The following is a 16,581-nucleotide window of genomic DNA, read 5'->3' as shown; positions in this document are numbered from 1 at the left end:
CAGTGCTGCGGCCCGGGTCGCGGCTCCCCTGCGCGTCGTCCTCCCCACTGTTCTGCCCAGAGGGTGGGTCGCACTCACGTTTCCCCGGGGGCGGGCATGGTCGTTTCCCGGGGACACGGCCGGTCGTTGGGCACCGCGTGAGGCACGTACAAGGGCGCGCGCGGCGCGCGAGGGCCGCGCTGGCCGCCGTAGTGACATGGGCAGGGCTCCTCGCCGGGGCCACGGGCTGTACCTCGGACGACGCGGGAGGCATCGCCGGGGCGTTCGGCGCGCCCCCGGCGCCCGAGGACGTCATCAAGGTGTCGCCCGACGACGGCAGCAGGGGAGTGCGCCCCGGGAAGAGGCTGCGGGTGCGCGTGCCCGACGGCCGGCTGGAGAAGGTGAAGGTCGTCAGGTCGCAGGACGCGCAGGAGTCCCCGGTGCCCGGGCACCTATCGGCCGACGGCCTGACCTGGGAACCCGACGACGAACGGCTCGCGCTGGCCGCCAAGTACACGATCGACGCGGTGGCCGTGGACGGCGGCGGACGCCGCTCCGCCCGGCACACCACCTTCACCACCTACGTCCCGGAGGAACGCTTCATCGGCTACGTCGCCCCGGAGAACCGCGCCACGGTCGGCACCGGCATGATCGTCTCCCTGGAGTTCAACCGGCAGATCGCCGACCGCGCCGCCGTCGAACGCGCGGTCCGGGTCACCGCCCGCCCGGCCGTCGAGATCCGCCCGCACTGGTTCGGGAAGAACCGCCTCGACTTCCGCCCCGAGGACTACTGGAAACCCGGCACCCAGGTCACCGTCGCCCTGAACCTGCGCGACGTCGAGGGCGCGCCCGGCGTCTACGGCCTCCAGCACAAGACGTTCTCCTTCACCGTGGGCCGCAGCCAGGTCTCCATCGTCGACGCCGCCGCGCACTCCATGGAGGTCCGGCGCGACGGCGAGCCCCTCGCCACGGTGCCCGTCACGGCCGGGGCCCCCGGGAACACCACGTACAACGGCACGATGGTGGTGACCGAGATGCTCGACGTCACCCGGATGAACGGCGCCACGGTCGGCTTCAAGAAGCGCGACGGCAAGGGCGAGTACGACATCCCGGACGTCCCGCACGCCATGCGACTGACCGATTCCGGGACCTTCCTGCACGGCAACTACTGGGCGCACCACAGCGTCTTCGGCCGCACCAACGTCAGCCACGGCTGCATCGGACTGCGCGACGTGAAGGGCGGCGGCTCGGACACCCCGGCCGGCTGGTTCTTCGACCGAAGCCTCGTCGGGGACGTCGTCGAGGTCGTCAACAGCAATGACAAAAAGGTCGCTCCCGACAATGGGCTCGGAGGCTGGAATATGGACTGGAATGCATGGAAGGCGGGCAGTGCGGTGAAGTAGCCCGACAAGGGGGCGGGTTGAGCCGGCGATCTGTTGGGACCGAACGGTGACAATCGCGGGCCGCCGGTGCCGCGCACCCTGTGGTTACTATTCGCCGACGCGCGGGGGATCGCGCGGGGTGCGGGCCTGACCAGGCCCTGGGAGGGGAGAACCACGTGAACGGGCGACCGATATCGGGGGCGTCGGTTGGGCGCAGGAACGGAATGCTCGCGTCGGCGATCGGTGTGCTGCTGCTCGCCGTGACGGCGTGCGGCGGGGGGACCGGGGCCGGTGAGGGCGACGGCAAGGGCAAGGACTCGGGCGCCGCACAGAGCAAGCAGTCCGAGGCGGTCGTCGGCATCACCCCCAAGGACGGGGCCAAGTCCGTCGACACCAGCGGTGCGCTGAAGGTGACCGCACAGAAGGGCAAGCTGACCGAGGTCGAGGTCAAGGACGCCAAGGGCAAGAAGGTCGACGGGAAGATATCCGGGGACGGCGCCAACTGGACGCCGTCCACCCATCTGGCCGGGGCCACCAAGTACACGGTCCACGCGGTCGCCAAGGACTCCGAGGGCCGCACGGCCGCGGAGGACGCCGGCTTCACCACGCTGACCCCGGAGAACACCTTCACCGGCACCTTCACCCCCGAGGACGGCTCCAAGGTCGGCGTCGGGATGCCGTTCTCCGTCCGCTTCTCGCGGGGCATCACCAACCCGGAGGACGTCGAGAAGGCCATCCGCATCACGACGGAGCCGGCCGTCGACGTCGAGGGCCACTGGTTCGGCAACGACCGTCTCGACTTCCGCCCCGAGAAGTACTGGAAGCCCGGCACCAAGGTGACCGTCGACCTGAACCTCGACGGCGTCGAGGGACGCTCCGGTGTCTACGGCGAGCAGGACAAGACGGTGAAGTTCACCATCGGTCGCAACCAGGTCTCCGTCGTCGACGCCAAGAAGCTCACGATGAAGGTCATGCGCGACGGCAAGACCATCAAGACCATCCCGGTCACCACCGGCCAGCCCGGCATGGAGACCTGGAACGGCCAGATGGTCATCAGCGAGATGCTGACCGTGACCCGGATGAACGGCGAGACGGTCGGCTACGGCGGCGAGTACGACATCAAGGACGTCCCGCACGCCGTCCGCCTGACCACCTCCGGAACCTTCCTGCACGGCAACTACTGGGCGAGCGGCGCCTTCGGCAACTACAACGCCAGCCACGGCTGCATCGGCCTGCGCGACGTGCGCGGCGGCTGGGACAAGAAGGTGCCGGCCGCGTGGTTCTTCAACCACTCGATGGTCGGCGACGTGGTCGTCGTCAAGAACTCCGAGGACCGGACCGTCGCCCCGGACAACGGGCTCAACGGCTGGAACATGTCCTGGGAGAAGTGGACGAAGTAGTTCTCCCGCGACGCGAGGGCCCCGGTGTGACCGACCGCACCGGGGCCCTCCGCGTCAGCCCCCGTGCTGTGCCTGTCCGGGGGCAACCCCCGGACCCCCGGCCGATGTGACCCACCGCACCGCCCCCAACCCTGTTAGCCCCCGTGCTGTGCCTGCCCGGGGGCAACCCCCGGACCCCCGGCCGATGTGACCCACCGCACCGCCCCCAACCCTGTTAGCCCCCGTTAACCTGCTGCCTATGACCGTCTCTCTCGAAGTCGCTGAAGGCGTCGGCACGATCCGCCTCGACCGCCCGCCCATGAACGCGCTGGACATCGCCACGCAGGACCGGCTGAAGGAACTGGCTGAGGAGGCCACGCGCCGCGAGGACGTCAGGGCCGTGGTGCTCTGGGGCGGCGAGAAGGTGTTCGCGGCCGGTGCGGACATCAAGGAGATGCAGGCGATGGACCACACCGCGATGGTCCTGCGCGCCCGCGCCCTCCAGGACTCGTTCACGGCGGTGGCCAGGATCCCCAAGCCGGTCGTCGCGGCCGTGACGGGGTACGCGCTGGGCGGCGGCTGTGAACTCGCCCTGTGCGCGGACTTCCGCATCGCCGGCGAGAACGCCAAGCTCGGCCAGCCGGAGATCCTGCTCGGCCTGATCCCCGGTGCCGGCGGCACCCAGCGCCTGGCCCGCCTGGTCGGCCCCTCCAAGGCCAAGGACCTCATCTTCACGGGCCGCATGGTGAAGGCCGACGAGGCCCGCGAGATCGGCCTGGTGGACCGGGTCGTCCCCGTCGGCGAGGTGTACGCGCAGGCGCACGCCTGGGCCGCGAAGCTCGCGCAGGGACCGGCGCTGGCGCTGCGCGCGGCGAAGGAGTCGATCGACACGGGCCTGGAGACGGACATCGACACGGGCCTCGCGGTCGAACGGAACTGGTTCGCCGGCCTGTTCGCCACCGAGGACCGCGAGCGCGGGATGCGCAGCTTCGTGGAGGAGGGCCCGGGCAAGGCGAAGTTCCTCTGAACATCCCTCCAGGGGCTTGCAATTGACACGGTGTCTGACCCGGGGTCCCTCGATGGGGCGGTTTATGGCACCCTTAAGACAGCCTTAAGGGTGCCGGAACGGGAGATTCCGTCGATTGCCCCGGAACGATACGTTCCAGCAGGTCAGGTGAGGTGTCGAAGGGTCCGAAGTGCCGCTGGCATATGACGTACGGCCATCGGTTCACCCCCCGCTCCCTGGGGCGTATTCCCCGGGAACGGCCCCGCCGGACGCCCCGGGCGGCCATGATGGGGGCATGGCGGGGCTGGAGGGTATGGAACAGCCGCGGGGAGACGCACATGCGGCCGCGGCGCGCTGGTCGCCGACCGTCGAGGACGAACACGCGCTGAAGGCGCTCGAGCTGTACGGCAACCCGACGGAGGCAGAGGTTCCACTGCCGTCCCGCCCCGAGTCCGCGGCCACCGCGAGACGCCTCACCCAGGTCGTGGTCCTGCGCCACTGGGGGCTCACCCCCAAGACCACCGAGGACGCGGTTCTGCTCGTCTCCGAACTGGTCGGCAACGCCGTACGCCACACCGGCGCCCGCGTCTTCGGACTGCGCCTGCACCGGCGCCGCGGCTGGATCCGCGTCGAGGTCCGCGACCCCTCCCGCGGGCTGCCGTGCCTGATGCCGGTCCAGGAGATGGACATCAGCGGCCGGGGCCTGTTCCTCGTCGACAAGCTGGCCGACCGCTGGGGGGTCGATCTGCTGCCCCGGGGCAAGACGACCTGGTTCGAGATGCGGGTCGCCGACCGCTGAGCGCACGCGATGCCTCACCCGGTCGCCGGACGGACGAATCACCGGTTTCCCTTCGAGGCACCCATTGAATAGGGCAATGCACCGCCATCTCGTCAAGAGCGCCCTGGTCGCGGGTGCCACCCTCGCCGTCCTCTCCGCCTGCGGCACCGGCAGCGGGGAACGGACCTCCGAAGCGCGTGGTACCGAGGCCGCCGTGCCCGCCCCGCCCGAGAAGAAGCCCGTGAAGGGCCTGCCCGGCATGCCGCCCGTCCTGGACCCCGAGGACGTGTACGCCGCCGACCGTCCCAACAAGCTGTCCCCCGTGGTCAAGGACTTCCCGTCCCGGGTCTACGTCCCCAACACCGAGTCCGACACGGTCACCGTCATCGACCCGAAGACGTACGAGGTCACCGGGACGATCCGGGTGGGCCGGCAACCCCAGCACGTCGTGCCCTCCTGGGACCTGAAGACGCTCTGGGTCAACAACAACCGCGGCCACACCCTCACCCCCATCGACCCGAGGACCGGCGAGGCGGGCAAGGACGTCGAGGTCCACGACCCCTACAACCTCTACTTCACGCCCAACGGCAGATACGCCGTCGTCATGGCCTCCCTCGACCGCGAGCTGGTCTTCCGCGACCCGCACACCATGAAGGTGAAGAAGACCGTCCCGGTCTCCTGCTACGGCGTCAACCACGCCGACTTCTCCCTCGACGGCCGCTACTTCATCGTCTCCTGCGAGTTCAGCGGCGAACTGCTCAAGGTCGACACCGAGAGGATGGAGGTCGTCGGGCAGCAGCGGCTGCCGTTCCAGGGCGCCATGCCGCAGGACGTGAAGGTCTCACCCGACGGCAAGAGGTTCTACATCGCCGACATGATGGCCCACGGCATGTGGGTCCTGGACGGCGACCGGTTCACCGAGCCCACCCTGATGCCCACCGGCAAGGGCTGCCACGGCCTCTACGTCGGCCGCGACTCCCGCGAGATGTACGTGACCAACCGCGGCGAAGGCACCATCTCCGTCTTCGACTTCACCCAGGGCAGGCTGACCAAGAAGTGGAAACTGCCCGACGGCGGCAGCCCCGACATGGGCGGTGTCTCCGCCGACGGCAAGGTGCTGTGGCTGTCCGGCCGCTACGACGCCGAGGTGTACGCCGTCGACACCCGCACCGGCATCCAGCTCGCCCGGATCCCCGTCGGCAGCGGCCCGCACGGCCTCGCGGTCTACCCGCAGCCCGGCCGCTACTCGCTCGGCCACACAGGCGTGTTCCGGTGACGCCCGTCCGCCTCCCGCCGACGCGCTCCTTGAGCCTCCACCCGCTGGAGGGTCCAGACTCGCGGTCATGATCGACGACCGCACCGGACTGCTCACCATCGGTGAACTGGCCCGGGTCACGGGACTCGCCGTGCGCACCATCCGCTACTGGTCCGACGAGGGCGCCCTGCCCCCGGTGGGCCGGTCCGCGGGCGGCTACCGGCTGTACGACGCGGCGTCCGTGGCACGGCTGGAGCTGATCCGCACCCTGCGCGAACTGGGCCTCGGCCTCACGGACGTCCGCCGGATCCTGGCCGGTGAGACGACCGTCGCGCAGGTCGCGGCCGCGCACGTGGTCGCGCTGGACGCGCAGATCCGGGCGCTCGAGGTGACCCGTGCGGTGCTGTCGACCGTGGCGAAGCGGGATTCCGGCCTGGAGGAGATGGCGCTCATGAACAGACTGGCACGGCTGTCGGCGGCCGAGCGGCGGCGGATCGTGGAGGACTTCATGGCGGAGATCTTCGAAGGGATCGACCCGGCCGACCCGGACATCCGCCGCAGGCTGCGCTTCGCGGCCGCGAAGCTCCCCGACGACCCCACGCCCGAGCAGGTGGACGCATGGGTGGAGCTCGCCGAGCTGATCCAGGACCCCGGCTTTCGCGCGCAGATGCGGCAGATGATCGAGTTCAACGCGGCGGACCAGGGGCCGGACGCCCCGGCCGGTTCGTCCCTGTGGTTCGTGAGCCGGCTCGTGTCGCTCGCCGGCGAGGCACGGCAGCGCGGCATCGCCCCGGACGCACCGGAGGCCGACGAGGTCCTCCGGGACCTGCTCGGTGGCATCGACCGGGCCGTCGTACTCGAACGCCTCACGGCGGCCTCCAACGTACGGGTCGCCCGCTACCGCGAACTACAGGCCATCGTCAACGGCCTCGACTCCCAGCCGACCTACGACGAGGAGTTCGTCTGGGTGGTCGCCGCGCTGGAGGCTCACGCGGCCGGTTAATCTGACCTGCGTCAGACCTGCGTCAGCAGGACGCACAGCACGAGATGAGGGGCGGATCGGTGGCGGACATCGAGGAAGCACGCAAGCAGTTCGAGCGGATCGATACGGACGGTGACGGATTCATCACCGCTGCCGAGTTCAAGAGCGCCCTGGCCAAGTCGGGTGACTGGAACGTCACCGAGTCGGTCGCCGAGGTCGTCATCAAGACCCGTGACCTCGACGGCGACAAGCAGCTGAGCTTCGACGAGTTCTGGGCCTACCTGAACAAGTAGGCCTCCGGCTCGCCAGTTCTCCGGCGAAGGGGCCCGGTCCACGATCCTCGGACCGGGCCCCTCGCCGTGCCCGGGAACCCCGGTCAGACCTCCCGGACCCTGCGCGAAGAGCCCGAGGCCCCCTTCCGGGTCCGGAATAGCCCACCCGCCCCGGAGGTTGCCCTGGTCACGAAGGGTTCACGCGGCGCTGTTCATCTCCGGAAGGACGAGGCGAGGACATGAAGATCGGCATCATCGGAGCGGGCAACATCGGCGGCAACCTGACCCGGCGGCTCACCGCCCTCGGTCACGATGTCGCCGTCGCCAACTCCCGGGGGCCCGAGACGCTCACGGCCCTGGCGGAGGAGACCGGCGCGACGCCCGTGACGGTCGGGGAGGCGGCGCGGGGCGCCGAGATCGTCGTCGTCACCATTCCGCTGAAGGCGGTCCCGGACCTTCCCGCCGGCCTGCTCGACGGAGCGGCGGACGGCGTCGCGGTCATCGACACCGGTAACTACTACCCGCAGCAGCGCGACGGCAGGATCGCGGAGATCGAGGACGACGGGATCACCGAGAGCCGCTGGACGGAACGCCGGATCGGCCACCCGGTCGTCAAGGCCTTCAACGGCACCTTCGCCCAGGACATCCTGGACCGGCCGCTCCCCGCCGGCGACCCCGCCCGCATGGCCCTCCCGGTGGCCGGCGACGACGAGACGGCCAAGCGCAAGGTACGGGACCTGATCGACGCCCTCGGCTTCGACACCGTCGACGCGGGCGGCATCGACGACTCCTGGCGCCAACAGCCCGGCACCCCGGTCTACGGCCTGCGCGACGGCGTCGAGGGAGTCACCAAGGCCCTGTCGGAGGCCTCCCCGGACCGCACGCCGGAGTTCCGCGGCTAGGGCCCGCCGTCCGGATCACGCGGCAGACGCGGCAGGCCCCGGGTCAGGCATCCTCCGCCCATCTCCGCAGCGCCGTCTTGCTCTCGAAAGCGGCCACGTTCTTGTCCAGCGGGTCGTCGGTGTACTGGTGGAAGCGCCACTTGGCCTTGATGCGGGGCTTGCCCGCGCTCACGTAGTCGGCGATCCAGAGCGCGTCGCCCGCATAGGAGGTGGTATCGACGTTGAGCCAGAAGTGCCGGTTGCAGTAGAGGACCACCGGGTTGTTCGGCCGCAGGTCCTTCAGCTTCCGGATGAACAGGTCCTTCTCGGCGTTGCTCGCGTGCGTCCCGTTGCTGGTGGTTTCCCAGTCGACGGCGAGGATGTCGCCCGCCCGGTCGGGGGCTCTGCTCACGAAGTACTCGGCCTGGGCCGTCAGGTTGCCGGGCCACAGGAAGTGGTAGAAGCCGACGACCAGCCCGGCGTCCCGGGCCCGTCTGGTCTGGGCGGCGAGCTTGGGATTGACGTAGGAGCGCCCCTCCGTCGCCTTGACGAAGACGAAGGAGAGGCCGTCGGTTCCGTAGGAGGAGGACTGGTAGGCGCTCACGTCGATGCCGCGCAGCATGGGGGCTCCCTCTGGTGCGGGTGGGGCTGAAGTCCCCTCGGGTCAGGGGTTGTTGTTATGCCCCGCCAGGACGGCCGTACGCCGGGCGTGAGGAGGCTCGCGACCCGGCGGTGGTGAGCGCCGGTCGGTTTCAGGAGGCGGGGGAGCCCGCCCGGGGCCGGGTCGCGTCGTCGGTGGAGGCGGCCTCGCGGTCGTCCAGGGAGACGTCCTTGGTCTCCTTGCCGAGCAGGAGCGCGATCAGCGTCAGTACCGCCATCGCCGAGAGGTAGACGCCGACCAGCCAGGGCGAGCCGTCCCCGGCCTCCCACAGCGCCACGGCGATGAACGGGGCGACCGCCGCCCCGAGGATCGAGCTGACGTTGTACGAGATGCCGGAGCCGGTGTAGCGGACGCTGGTCGGGAAGAGCTCGGGCAGGAGCGCGCCCATCGGCCCGAACGTCATGCCCATCAGGGTGAAGCCGAGGACGAGCCACAGCACCACGCCGAGGGTGCCCAGACCGATCAACGGCGCCCAGACCAGTCCGAAGACGATGATCGCGGCGGTGATCCAGATCAGGGTGGTGCGCCGCCCGTACCGGTCCGCGAGCGGGCCCGAGGCCAGAGTGAACGCGGCGAAGAACAGCACACCGAAGATCATCATGAGGACGAACGTGGTGTAGTCGTAGCCGAGTCCGGGCACGGCGGCGTCCTTCGCGGCGCGTCCGTAGCTCAGCGAGAACGTGGTCATCAGGTAGAAGAGCACGTAGGTCGCCAGCATGATGAAGGTGCCCAGGACCAACTGCCTGCCGTGGCTGCGCACCACCGTGACGAGCGGCAGCCGCCGCACCCCGCCGGTCTCGCGGGTCCTGGCGAAGACCGCCGACTCGACGAGCCGGGAGCGCACCCACAGGCCGATCGCGACCATCACCGCGGAGAACAGGAACGGGACCCGCCAGCCCCAGCTGACGAAGGCGTCCGAGGGCTGCGAGGGGTCGGCGCCCGCCGCGGACGGCAGCAGCGCGCCCATGACCAGGAACAGGCCGTTGCCGATGATGAAGCCGAGCGGGGCGCCCAGTTGCGGGAAGGTGCCGTACAGGGCGCGCTTGCCGCTCGGGGCGTTCTCGGTCGCGACCAGGGCGGCGCCGCTCCACTCGCCGCCGAGCGCGAAGCCCTGCGCGAGCCGCATCAGCACGAGCAGCGCGGTGGCCAGCCAGCCGGCTTGCGCGTAGGTGGGCAGCACGCCGATGAGGAACGTGGCGATGCCCATGGTCAGCAGCGAGACGACGAGCGTCTTCTTGCGGCCGAGCCGGTCACCGAGGTGCCCGAAGACGACGGCGCCGACCGGACGGGCCACCATCGCGGCGCCGAAGACCGCGAAGGACGACAGCAACGCGGTGGTCGGGTCGCTGCTCGGGAAGAACAGCTGGGGGAAGACGAGCACCGCGGCGGTCGCGTAGATGTAGAAGTCGTAGAACTCGATCGTCGTGCCCATGAGGCTGGCGACGAGCACGCGGGACCGCGGGTTGACGGGCGGGGAGGCTGGACCGGTGGCGGGAGCGGGCATCGTTCGGTCTTTCACGTGTGAAACATGGGCACTGCAACGATGTCAGCGATCTTGATTTCCGGTATCGCCATCTCGCATGGCAAGACAGGTCCCGCCCCTGGGCTCAGCACTCGATGATGTTCACCGCAAGCCCGCCCCGGGCCGTCTCCTTGTACTTCACGGACATGTCCGCGCCGGTGTCCTTCATGGTCTTGATGACCTTGTCCAGGGACACCTTGTGCGAGCCGTCTCCGCGCATCGCCATGCGGGCGGCCGTGACGGCCTTGACCGCGGCCATGCCGTTGCGCTCGATACAGGGGATCTGGACCAGGCCGCCCACGGGATCGCAGGTGAGGCCGAGGTTGTGCTCCATGCCGATCTCGGCTGCGTTCTCGACCTGCTCGGGCGAGCCGCCGAGGACCTCGGCCAGGGCGCCCGCGGCCATGGAGCAGGCGGAGCCGACCTCGCCCTGGCAGCCGACCTCGGCGCCGGAGATGGAGGCGTTCTCCTTGAAGAGCATGCCGATCGCGCCCGCGGCGAGCAGGAAGCGGACCACGCCGTCCTCGTCGGCGCCGGGCACGAAGTTGACGTAGTAGTGCAGGACCGCCGGGATGATGCCGGCGGCGCCGTTGGTGGGGGCGGTGACGACCCGGCCGCCGGCCGCGTTCTCCTCGTTGACCGCCATCGCGTAGAGGGTGATCCACTCCATGGCGAGGGCCAGCGGGTCGCCCTCGGAGCGCAGCTTGCGCGCGGTGTTCGCGGCCCGGCGGCGCACCTTGAGGCCGCCCGGCAGGATGCCCTCCTGGGACAGTCCGCGCGCCACGCAGTCCCGCATCACCTGCCAGATCTCCAGCAGGCCCGCGCGGATCTCCTCCTCGGTGCGCCAGGCCCGCTCGTTCTCCAGCATCAGCGCGGAGATGGACAGGCCCGTCTCCTCGGCCAGGCGCAGCAGCTCGTCGCCGGTGCGGAAGGGGTACTTCAGCACGGTGTCGTCGAGCTTGATGCGGTCGGCCCCGACCGCGTCCTCGTCGACGACGAAGCCGCCTCCGACCGAGTAGTACGTCTTCGTCAGCAGCTCCGCGCCCGAGGCGTCGTACGCCCACAGGGTCATGCCGTTGGCGTGGTACGGGAGGGCCTTGCGGCGGTGCAGGACCATGTCGTCGTCGAAGGAGAACGCGACCTCGTGCTCGCCGAGCAGGTTGAGCCGGCCGCCGGACTTGATCGCTTCCACCCGCTCGTCCGCGCTCGACACGTCGACCGTGCGCGGCGAGTCGCCCTCCAGGCCGAGCAGCACCGCCTTGGGCGTGCCGTGGCCGTGTCCGGTCGCCCCGAGCGAGCCGTACAGCTCCGAGCGGACCGAGGCGACGGACCCCAGGAGCTCCTCGTTGCGCAGCCGCCGGACGAACAGGCCGGCCGCCCGCATCGGGCCGACGGTGTGGGAACTGGACGGGCCGATGCCGATCGAGAACAGGTCGAAGACCGAGATGGCCACGGGGGAACTCCTGACTACATGGGTGGTGCGGAGGGGGTGGGCGCCGCGACCGCTTGTGGCGGACGCGGCGCCCGAAAGGTTTCTTCGTTACGTGTTCAGACCCGGGTACAGCGGGTGCTTGGCGGCCAGGGCCTTCACCCGGGCCTTGAGGGCGTCCGCGTCGTAGGACGGCTTCAGCGCCTCGGCGATGACGTCCGCGACCTCCGCGAAGTCCTCGGCTGCGAAGCCCCGGGTCGCCAGCGCCGGTGTGCCGATCCGCAGACCGGACGTCACCATCGGCGGACGCGGGTCGTTCGGGATCGCGTTCCGGTTGACCGTGATGCCCACCTCGTGGAGGCGGTCCTCGGCCTGCCGGCCGTCCAGCTCCGAGTGGCGCAGGTCGACCAGGACCAGGTGCACGTCCGTGCCGCCGGACAGGACGTCCACACCCACGGCCCGGACGTCGTCCTTCACCAGACGCTCGGCCAGGATGCGGGCACCCTCCAGCGTACGGCGCTGGCGCTCCTTGAAGTCCTCCGAGGCGGCGACCTTGAAGGAGACCGCCTTGGCCGCGATCACGTGCTCCAGCGGGCCGCCCTGCTGACCGGGGAAGACGGCGGAGTTGATCTTCTTGGCCAGTTCGGCCGTGGAGAGGATCACACCGCCGCGCGGGCCGCCGAGGGTCTTGTGGGTCGTGGTGGTGACCACGTGGGCGTGCGGCACCGGGTTCGGGTGCAGCCCGGCCGCGACGAGCCCGGCGAAGTGGGCCATGTCGACCATCAGGTACGCGCCGACCTCGTCCGCGATCCGGCGGAACGCGGCGAAGTCCAGCTGCCGCGGGTAGGCCGACCAGCCGGCGACGATCAGCTTCGGCCGGGACTCCTTCGCCAGCCGCTCGACCTCGGCCATGTCGACCCGGCCGTCCTCGCCCACGTGGTAGGCGACGACGTCGTAGAGCTTGCCGGAGAAGTTGATCTTCATGCCATGGGTCAGGTGCCCGCCGTGCGCGAGGTTCAGACCCATGATGGTGTCGCCCGGCTTGAGCAGCGCGAACATCGCGGCCGCGTTGGCCTGGGCGCCCGAGTGCGGCTGGACGTTGGCGTGCTCGGCGCCGAACAGCTCCTTGACGCGGTCGATCGCGATCTGCTCGACCACGTCGACGTGCTCGCAGCCGCCGTAGTAGCGGCGGCCCGGGTAGCCCTCGGCGTACTTGTTGGTGAGGACCGAGCCCTGCGCCTCCATGACGGCGACCGGAGCGAAGTTCTCCGAGGCGATCATCTCCAGCGTGGACTGCTGGCGGTGCAGCTCGGCGTCGACCGCGGCGGCGACCGCCGGGTCGAGCTCGTGCAGGGGTGTGTTCAGGACGGACATACGACTCCTCAGCCCGCGGAGAACGCGGTGTACTCGTCGGCGGAGAGCAGGTCGCCCGGCTCGTCCGAGACCCGCACCTTGAACAGCCAGCCGCCCGCGAAGGGGGCCGAGTTCACCAGCGCCGGGTCGTTCACGACGTCCTCGTTGACCTCGGTGATCTCACCGGAGACGGGGGAGTACAGGTCGGACACCGACTTGGTCGACTCCAGCTCGCCGCAGGTCTCGCCGGCGGACACGGTGTCACCCACCTCGGGAAGCTGGACGAACACGACATCGCCGAGCGCGTTGGCCGCGTGCTCCGTGATGCCGACCGTCGAGACGCCGTCCTCGGCGGCCGACAGCCACTCGTGCTCCTTGCTGTAGCGCAGCTCTTTGGGGTTGCTCATGGCCTGGATTCTCCTGTACGCGCGGGAGTGCTGTGGAAGGGGGGACTGCTGGTGAGCTGGGACGACGGGCAGGGGCTCGCCGCCGCGGCCCTTCGGCCAGTGTCTACTTCTGGCGCTTGTAGAACGGCAGCGCCACGACCTCGTACGGCTCGTGACTGCCCCGGATGTCCACGCCCACGCCGCTCGTGCCGGGCGCGGCGTGCGCGGGATCGACGTACGCCATCGCGACCGGCTTGCCGAGCGTGGGGGAGGGGGCGCCGGAGGTGACCTCGCCGATCACCTCGCCGCCGGCGACCACCGCGTACCCGGCGCGCGGGACGCGGCGGCCCTCGGCGACCAGGCCCACGAGCACGCGCGGCGGCTGGGACTCGGCCCGGGCCGCGGCCTCGCGCAGGGCCTCGCGCCCGACGAAGTCGCCCTCTTTCTCGAACTTCACCACGCGGCCGAGCCCGGCGTCGAAGGGCGTCAGGGAGGTGGTCAGCTCGTGCCCGTACAGCGGCATGCCCGCCTCGAGGCGCAGCGTGTCGCGGCAGGACAGACCGCACGGGACCAGCCCGACGCCCTCGCCGGCCTTGGTCAGGGCCTGCCACAGCTCGACCGCGTGCTCGGGCTTCACGAACAGCTCGAAGCCGTCCTCGCCGGTGTAGCCGGTCCGGGCGATCAGGGCCGGGACGCCCGCGACCGTGCCGGGCAGCCCGGCGTAGTACTTCAGGCCGTCGAGGTCGGCGTCGGTCAGGGACTTCAGGATCCCCGGCGACTCGGGTCCCTGGACGGCGAGCAGCGCGTAGGCGTCCCGGTCGTCGCGCACCTCGGCGTCGAAGCCGGCGGCGCGCTCGGTCAGCGCGTCCAGCACCACCTGGGCGTTGGAGGCGTTGGCGACGACCATGTACTCGGTCTCGCCGAGGCGGTAGACGATCAGGTCGTCCAGAATGCCGCCGTCGGCCCGGCAGATCATGGTGTAGCGGGCCCGGCCCGGCTTCACGCCGCCGATGTTGCCCACCAGGGCGAAGTCCAGCAGGGCGGCGGCCTGTGGCCCGGTTACGGTGATCTCGCCCATGTGGGAGAGGTCGAACAGGCCGGCCTTCGTGCGCACGGCGAGGTGCTCGTCGCGCTCGGAGCCGTAGCGCAGGGGCATGTCCCAGCCGGCGAAGTCGGTCATCGTCGCGCCGAGCGAACGATGCAGGGCATCGAGCGCGGTGTGACGGAGTTCTCCTGTACTGCTCACGGTCGGTCGTCTCCCAAGGCAATGACGGGCGAGGTCGTTCCTCCCCATCTGTCATCGGAACCTGAGAGGTTCGCCATGACCCGAGGGGTCCTTGGCTTGCACCTTGGGTGGAGCCGCATCCCCGTCGAGGACAGGGGGCGGCCCGCTTTTCAGATGTGCCTCGCCCGCGCGGTAACGGGGCCTGAGAGATTCAAGGGAGGGACTTGCTCCTTCGGCGCCCCAGCTCTTGCGGTGCTGAGGACTCTCCCGCGCGGATTCAAACGGCCGGTATGCAGTTGGCGCGCACATCATTGCACGCATCCTTCCGGCGCGGCAGGGGGACCTTTCACAGGGAGTGCACGAGTCCCGCGCGCCGGGCACAGCGACCTGTAGCAGCCCTGTTGCAGGACGAGAACGTAAATGAGAGGCCAGCGGCATTACCTTCTCTTTACACTCGGCGGGGATGGGACTCCGTACCTGGCCCCAGGGGAGGACGATCACGGTGAACAGGACCACCGCGTACGCGACGACGGGCATCGCGCTGCCCGAGCAGCCGGCCGCCGCTCCGGTCCGGGCGGTCCGCGCCCCGGCGCCGGCGCCGGCGCCGGTCGTCCGCGACCTGCGCGACCGCCCCGGGGGCGGCCCGCACGCGCTGCTGTTCGGCCCCCGCGACCTCGTCGTGGTCACGGGCCTGCCCGGCAGCGGCAAGTCCACGCTGATGCGGCGCACCGTGCCGGGCCGGCGCGTCGACTCCCAGGACACGCGCGACCGCTGGGAGCGCCGCATGCCGCGCGCCCTGCCGTACGCGCTCTACCGTCCGCTCGTCCGTCTCTCCCACTACGCCGGGCTGCGCCGCGTCCTGCGCACCGGGGAGGGCGTCGTCGTGCACGACTGCGGCACCCAGGCCTGGGTCCGGCGCTGGCTCGCCCGCGAGGCCCGCCGCCGGGACGGCACGCTCCACCTGCTCCTCCTCGACGTCACGCCCGAGCAGGCCCTGGCCGGTCAGCGCGACCGCGGCCGCGGCGTCTCGCGCTACGCGTTCCTGCGCCACCGCGCGGCGAGCAACCGCCTGCTGCGCGCGGTGGAACGGGGCGATCTCCCCGCCGGCTGCGGCTCGGCCGTCCTCGCCGACCGGGACACGGCGAACACCCTCCACAGAATCGGCTTCACGGGCTGAGCCCGCGCCGTCGTACACCGGTCCCGTTCCCGATGCCCCCGGCGCTCCGTCAGCCGTTAGCCTTTTGAGCCACAGCAGTGGTTCCAGGCAGGCGGTAGGCAGATGGACATCCCGGCGGACTTCTCCGCGGACTTCCCGGCGCAGACGCAGACCCACCCGCACGGCGGTTGGCCCGGCAACGAGCTGGAGGAGGTGCTCTCGGCCTCCCTCGGCGCCGGACCGGCGGCCGGCGGGCGGATCGTCGAGGTGCTCGGGCGGAGCTTCGTGTGGATCCCGCTGCCCAGCGGCGGCGGCCCGCACAGCGGCCCCCTCGATCTGCCCGGCATCGAGATCGACGGCCAGGCGTTCGTGCCGGTGTTCAGCTCCGAGGAGCAGTTCCGCCAGGTCGTCGGCTCCCACATGTCGTACACCATCGCGCCCGCCGTGGAGTTCGCCCGCGGCCTGCCTCCGCACGCGGGCATAGCCGTCAACCCGGGTGGTGTGGTGGGTATCCCGCTGCCGCCGCCCGCCGTGGCCGAGCTGTGCCGGGCCGGCCGGACCCCGCTGGACGGCCCCGCGAGCGGCGGCCGGGTCCGCCTCTTCGAGCCCGACTGGCAGGACGACCCGGTGGACTTCCTCGCCGCCGCCTCCGCCGAGTTCGAGGCGACGGGTGTCGTCGTCACGGCCCGCCGCTGTCTCGCCGCCATCGAGACCGCCGACCCGGTGATGTTCGTGGGCGTCGAACTCTCCCAGTGGGAGGGCGACCTGCGCGCCCTGCCCCTGGACGCCCTCACCCGGGCGGTCACCGCCGCCCCGGCCCCCTGGCCGGTCAACCTGGTGCTCCTGGATGTGACGGAGGACCCGGTGGGAGCGTGGATGCGGGAGAGGGTCCGGCCCTTTTTCCAGCGGTAGGGCGGCACCTCAGGGGCGCGGGG

Annotated in this window: 16 protein-coding genes and 2 riboswitches; of the genes, 10 read left to right on the top strand and 6 right to left on the bottom strand. The window is 70.7% G+C overall.

Features of this window, described 5'->3' with window-relative positions:
- Positions 1-137 precede the first annotated feature (137 nt).
- The 8 genes from BJ965_RS11650 to BJ965_RS11615 all read left to right on the top strand — a co-directional run bounded on the left by BJ965_RS11650 (position 138) and on the right by BJ965_RS11615 (position 7,935).
- Entirely contained in the window at positions 138-1,382 is a 1,245-nt protein-coding gene (locus BJ965_RS11650) for a L,D-transpeptidase (RefSeq protein WP_184908590.1), read from the top strand.
- 155 nt (positions 1,383-1,537) lie between these two features.
- A complete protein-coding gene (locus tag BJ965_RS11645) occupies positions 1,538-2,761 on the top strand; it encodes a L,D-transpeptidase (protein WP_376777914.1) in 1,224 nt (407 codons plus the stop codon).
- A gap of 238 nt (positions 2,762-2,999) precedes the next feature.
- Positions 3,000-3,767 carry an enoyl-CoA hydratase/isomerase family protein gene (locus tag BJ965_RS11640; protein WP_184908588.1) on the top strand — a complete coding sequence of 256 codons (768 nt, stop codon included), beginning with the start codon at positions 3,000-3,002 and terminating at the stop codon, positions 3,765-3,767.
- A gap of 169 nt (positions 3,768-3,936) precedes the next feature.
- Positions 3,937-4,545, top strand: coding sequence for an ATP-binding protein (locus BJ965_RS11635; RefSeq protein WP_184908587.1), 609 nt, complete (start codon positions 3,937-3,939; stop codon positions 4,543-4,545).
- A gap of 76 nt (positions 4,546-4,621) precedes the next feature.
- Positions 4,622-5,800 (top strand): YncE family protein, encoded by a 1,179-nt coding sequence (locus tag BJ965_RS11630; protein ID WP_184908586.1) that lies wholly within the window; start codon positions 4,622-4,624, stop codon positions 5,798-5,800.
- A gap of 67 nt (positions 5,801-5,867) precedes the next feature.
- On the top strand, positions 5,868-6,782 hold the full coding sequence (locus tag BJ965_RS11625) for a MerR family transcriptional regulator (protein WP_184908585.1): 915 nt from the start codon (positions 5,868-5,870) through the stop codon (positions 6,780-6,782).
- Positions 6,783-6,841: 59 nt separating this feature from the next.
- Positions 6,842-7,054, top strand: coding sequence for an EF-hand domain-containing protein (locus BJ965_RS11620; RefSeq protein WP_030855113.1), 213 nt, complete (start codon positions 6,842-6,844; stop codon positions 7,052-7,054).
- A 218-nt stretch (positions 7,055-7,272) separates the two neighbouring features.
- On the top strand, positions 7,273-7,935 hold the full coding sequence (locus BJ965_RS11615; protein WP_184908584.1) for an NADPH-dependent F420 reductase: 663 nt from the start codon (positions 7,273-7,275) through the stop codon (positions 7,933-7,935).
- A 43-nt stretch (positions 7,936-7,978) separates the two neighbouring features.
- On the opposite strand, the gene BJ965_RS11610 is transcribed toward BJ965_RS11615, so the two are convergent.
- The 6 genes from BJ965_RS11610 to gcvT all read right to left on the bottom strand — a co-directional run bounded on the left by BJ965_RS11610 (position 7,979) and on the right by gcvT (position 14,559).
- Entirely contained in the window at positions 7,979-8,536 is a 558-nt protein-coding gene (locus BJ965_RS11610) for a glycoside hydrolase family 25 protein (protein ID WP_184908583.1), read from the bottom strand.
- A 130-nt stretch (positions 8,537-8,666) separates the two neighbouring features.
- Positions 8,667-10,079: an MFS transporter gene (locus tag BJ965_RS11605; protein WP_184908582.1), complete on the bottom strand. Its 1,413-nt coding sequence runs from the start codon at positions 10,077-10,079 to the stop codon at positions 8,667-8,669.
- 103 nt (positions 10,080-10,182) lie between these two features.
- Positions 10,183-11,550, bottom strand: coding sequence for an L-serine ammonia-lyase (locus BJ965_RS11600; protein WP_030851317.1), 1,368 nt, complete (start codon positions 11,548-11,550; stop codon positions 10,183-10,185).
- Positions 11,551-11,637: 87 nt separating this feature from the next.
- The gene (glyA, locus tag BJ965_RS11595) at positions 11,638-12,900 is read right to left on the bottom strand and encodes a serine hydroxymethyltransferase (protein WP_184908581.1); all 1,263 of its coding nucleotides are present in this window, start codon (positions 12,898-12,900) and stop codon (positions 11,638-11,640) included.
- Between the two features lie 8 nt (positions 12,901-12,908).
- On the bottom strand, positions 12,909-13,286 hold the full coding sequence (gcvH, locus tag BJ965_RS11590; protein WP_184908580.1) for a glycine cleavage system protein GcvH: 378 nt from the start codon (positions 13,284-13,286) through the stop codon (positions 12,909-12,911).
- Between the two features lie 103 nt (positions 13,287-13,389).
- Positions 13,390-14,559, bottom strand: coding sequence for a glycine cleavage system aminomethyltransferase GcvT (gene gcvT / locus BJ965_RS11585; protein ID WP_221513102.1), 1,170 nt, complete (start codon positions 14,557-14,559; stop codon positions 13,390-13,392).
- A riboswitch (glycine riboswitch) is annotated at positions 14,550-14,670 on the bottom strand. (Overlaps the previous gene by 10 nt.)
- A riboswitch (glycine riboswitch) is annotated at positions 14,671-14,770 on the bottom strand.
- A 222-nt stretch (positions 14,771-14,992) separates the two neighbouring features.
- Here gcvT and BJ965_RS11580 point away from each other — a divergent pair.
- Positions 14,993-15,667 carry an AAA family ATPase gene (locus BJ965_RS11580; protein WP_184908578.1) on the top strand — a complete coding sequence of 225 codons (675 nt, stop codon included), beginning with the start codon at positions 14,993-14,995 and terminating at the stop codon, positions 15,665-15,667.
- Between the two features lie 102 nt (positions 15,668-15,769).
- A complete protein-coding gene (locus BJ965_RS11575; protein WP_184908577.1) occupies positions 15,770-16,558 on the top strand; it encodes an enhanced serine sensitivity protein SseB in 789 nt (262 codons plus the stop codon).
- The last annotated feature ends 23 nt before the right edge of the window (positions 16,559-16,581 follow it).

The sequence above is a fragment of the Streptomyces luteogriseus genome, assembly GCF_014205055.1.
In the GTDB taxonomy this organism is placed as follows: Bacteria; Actinomycetota; Actinomycetes; order Streptomycetales; family Streptomycetaceae; genus Streptomyces; species Streptomyces luteogriseus.
The sequence above is the reverse complement of the archived record's forward strand: the minus strand, read 5'-3'. Positions and strand labels throughout refer to the sequence as shown.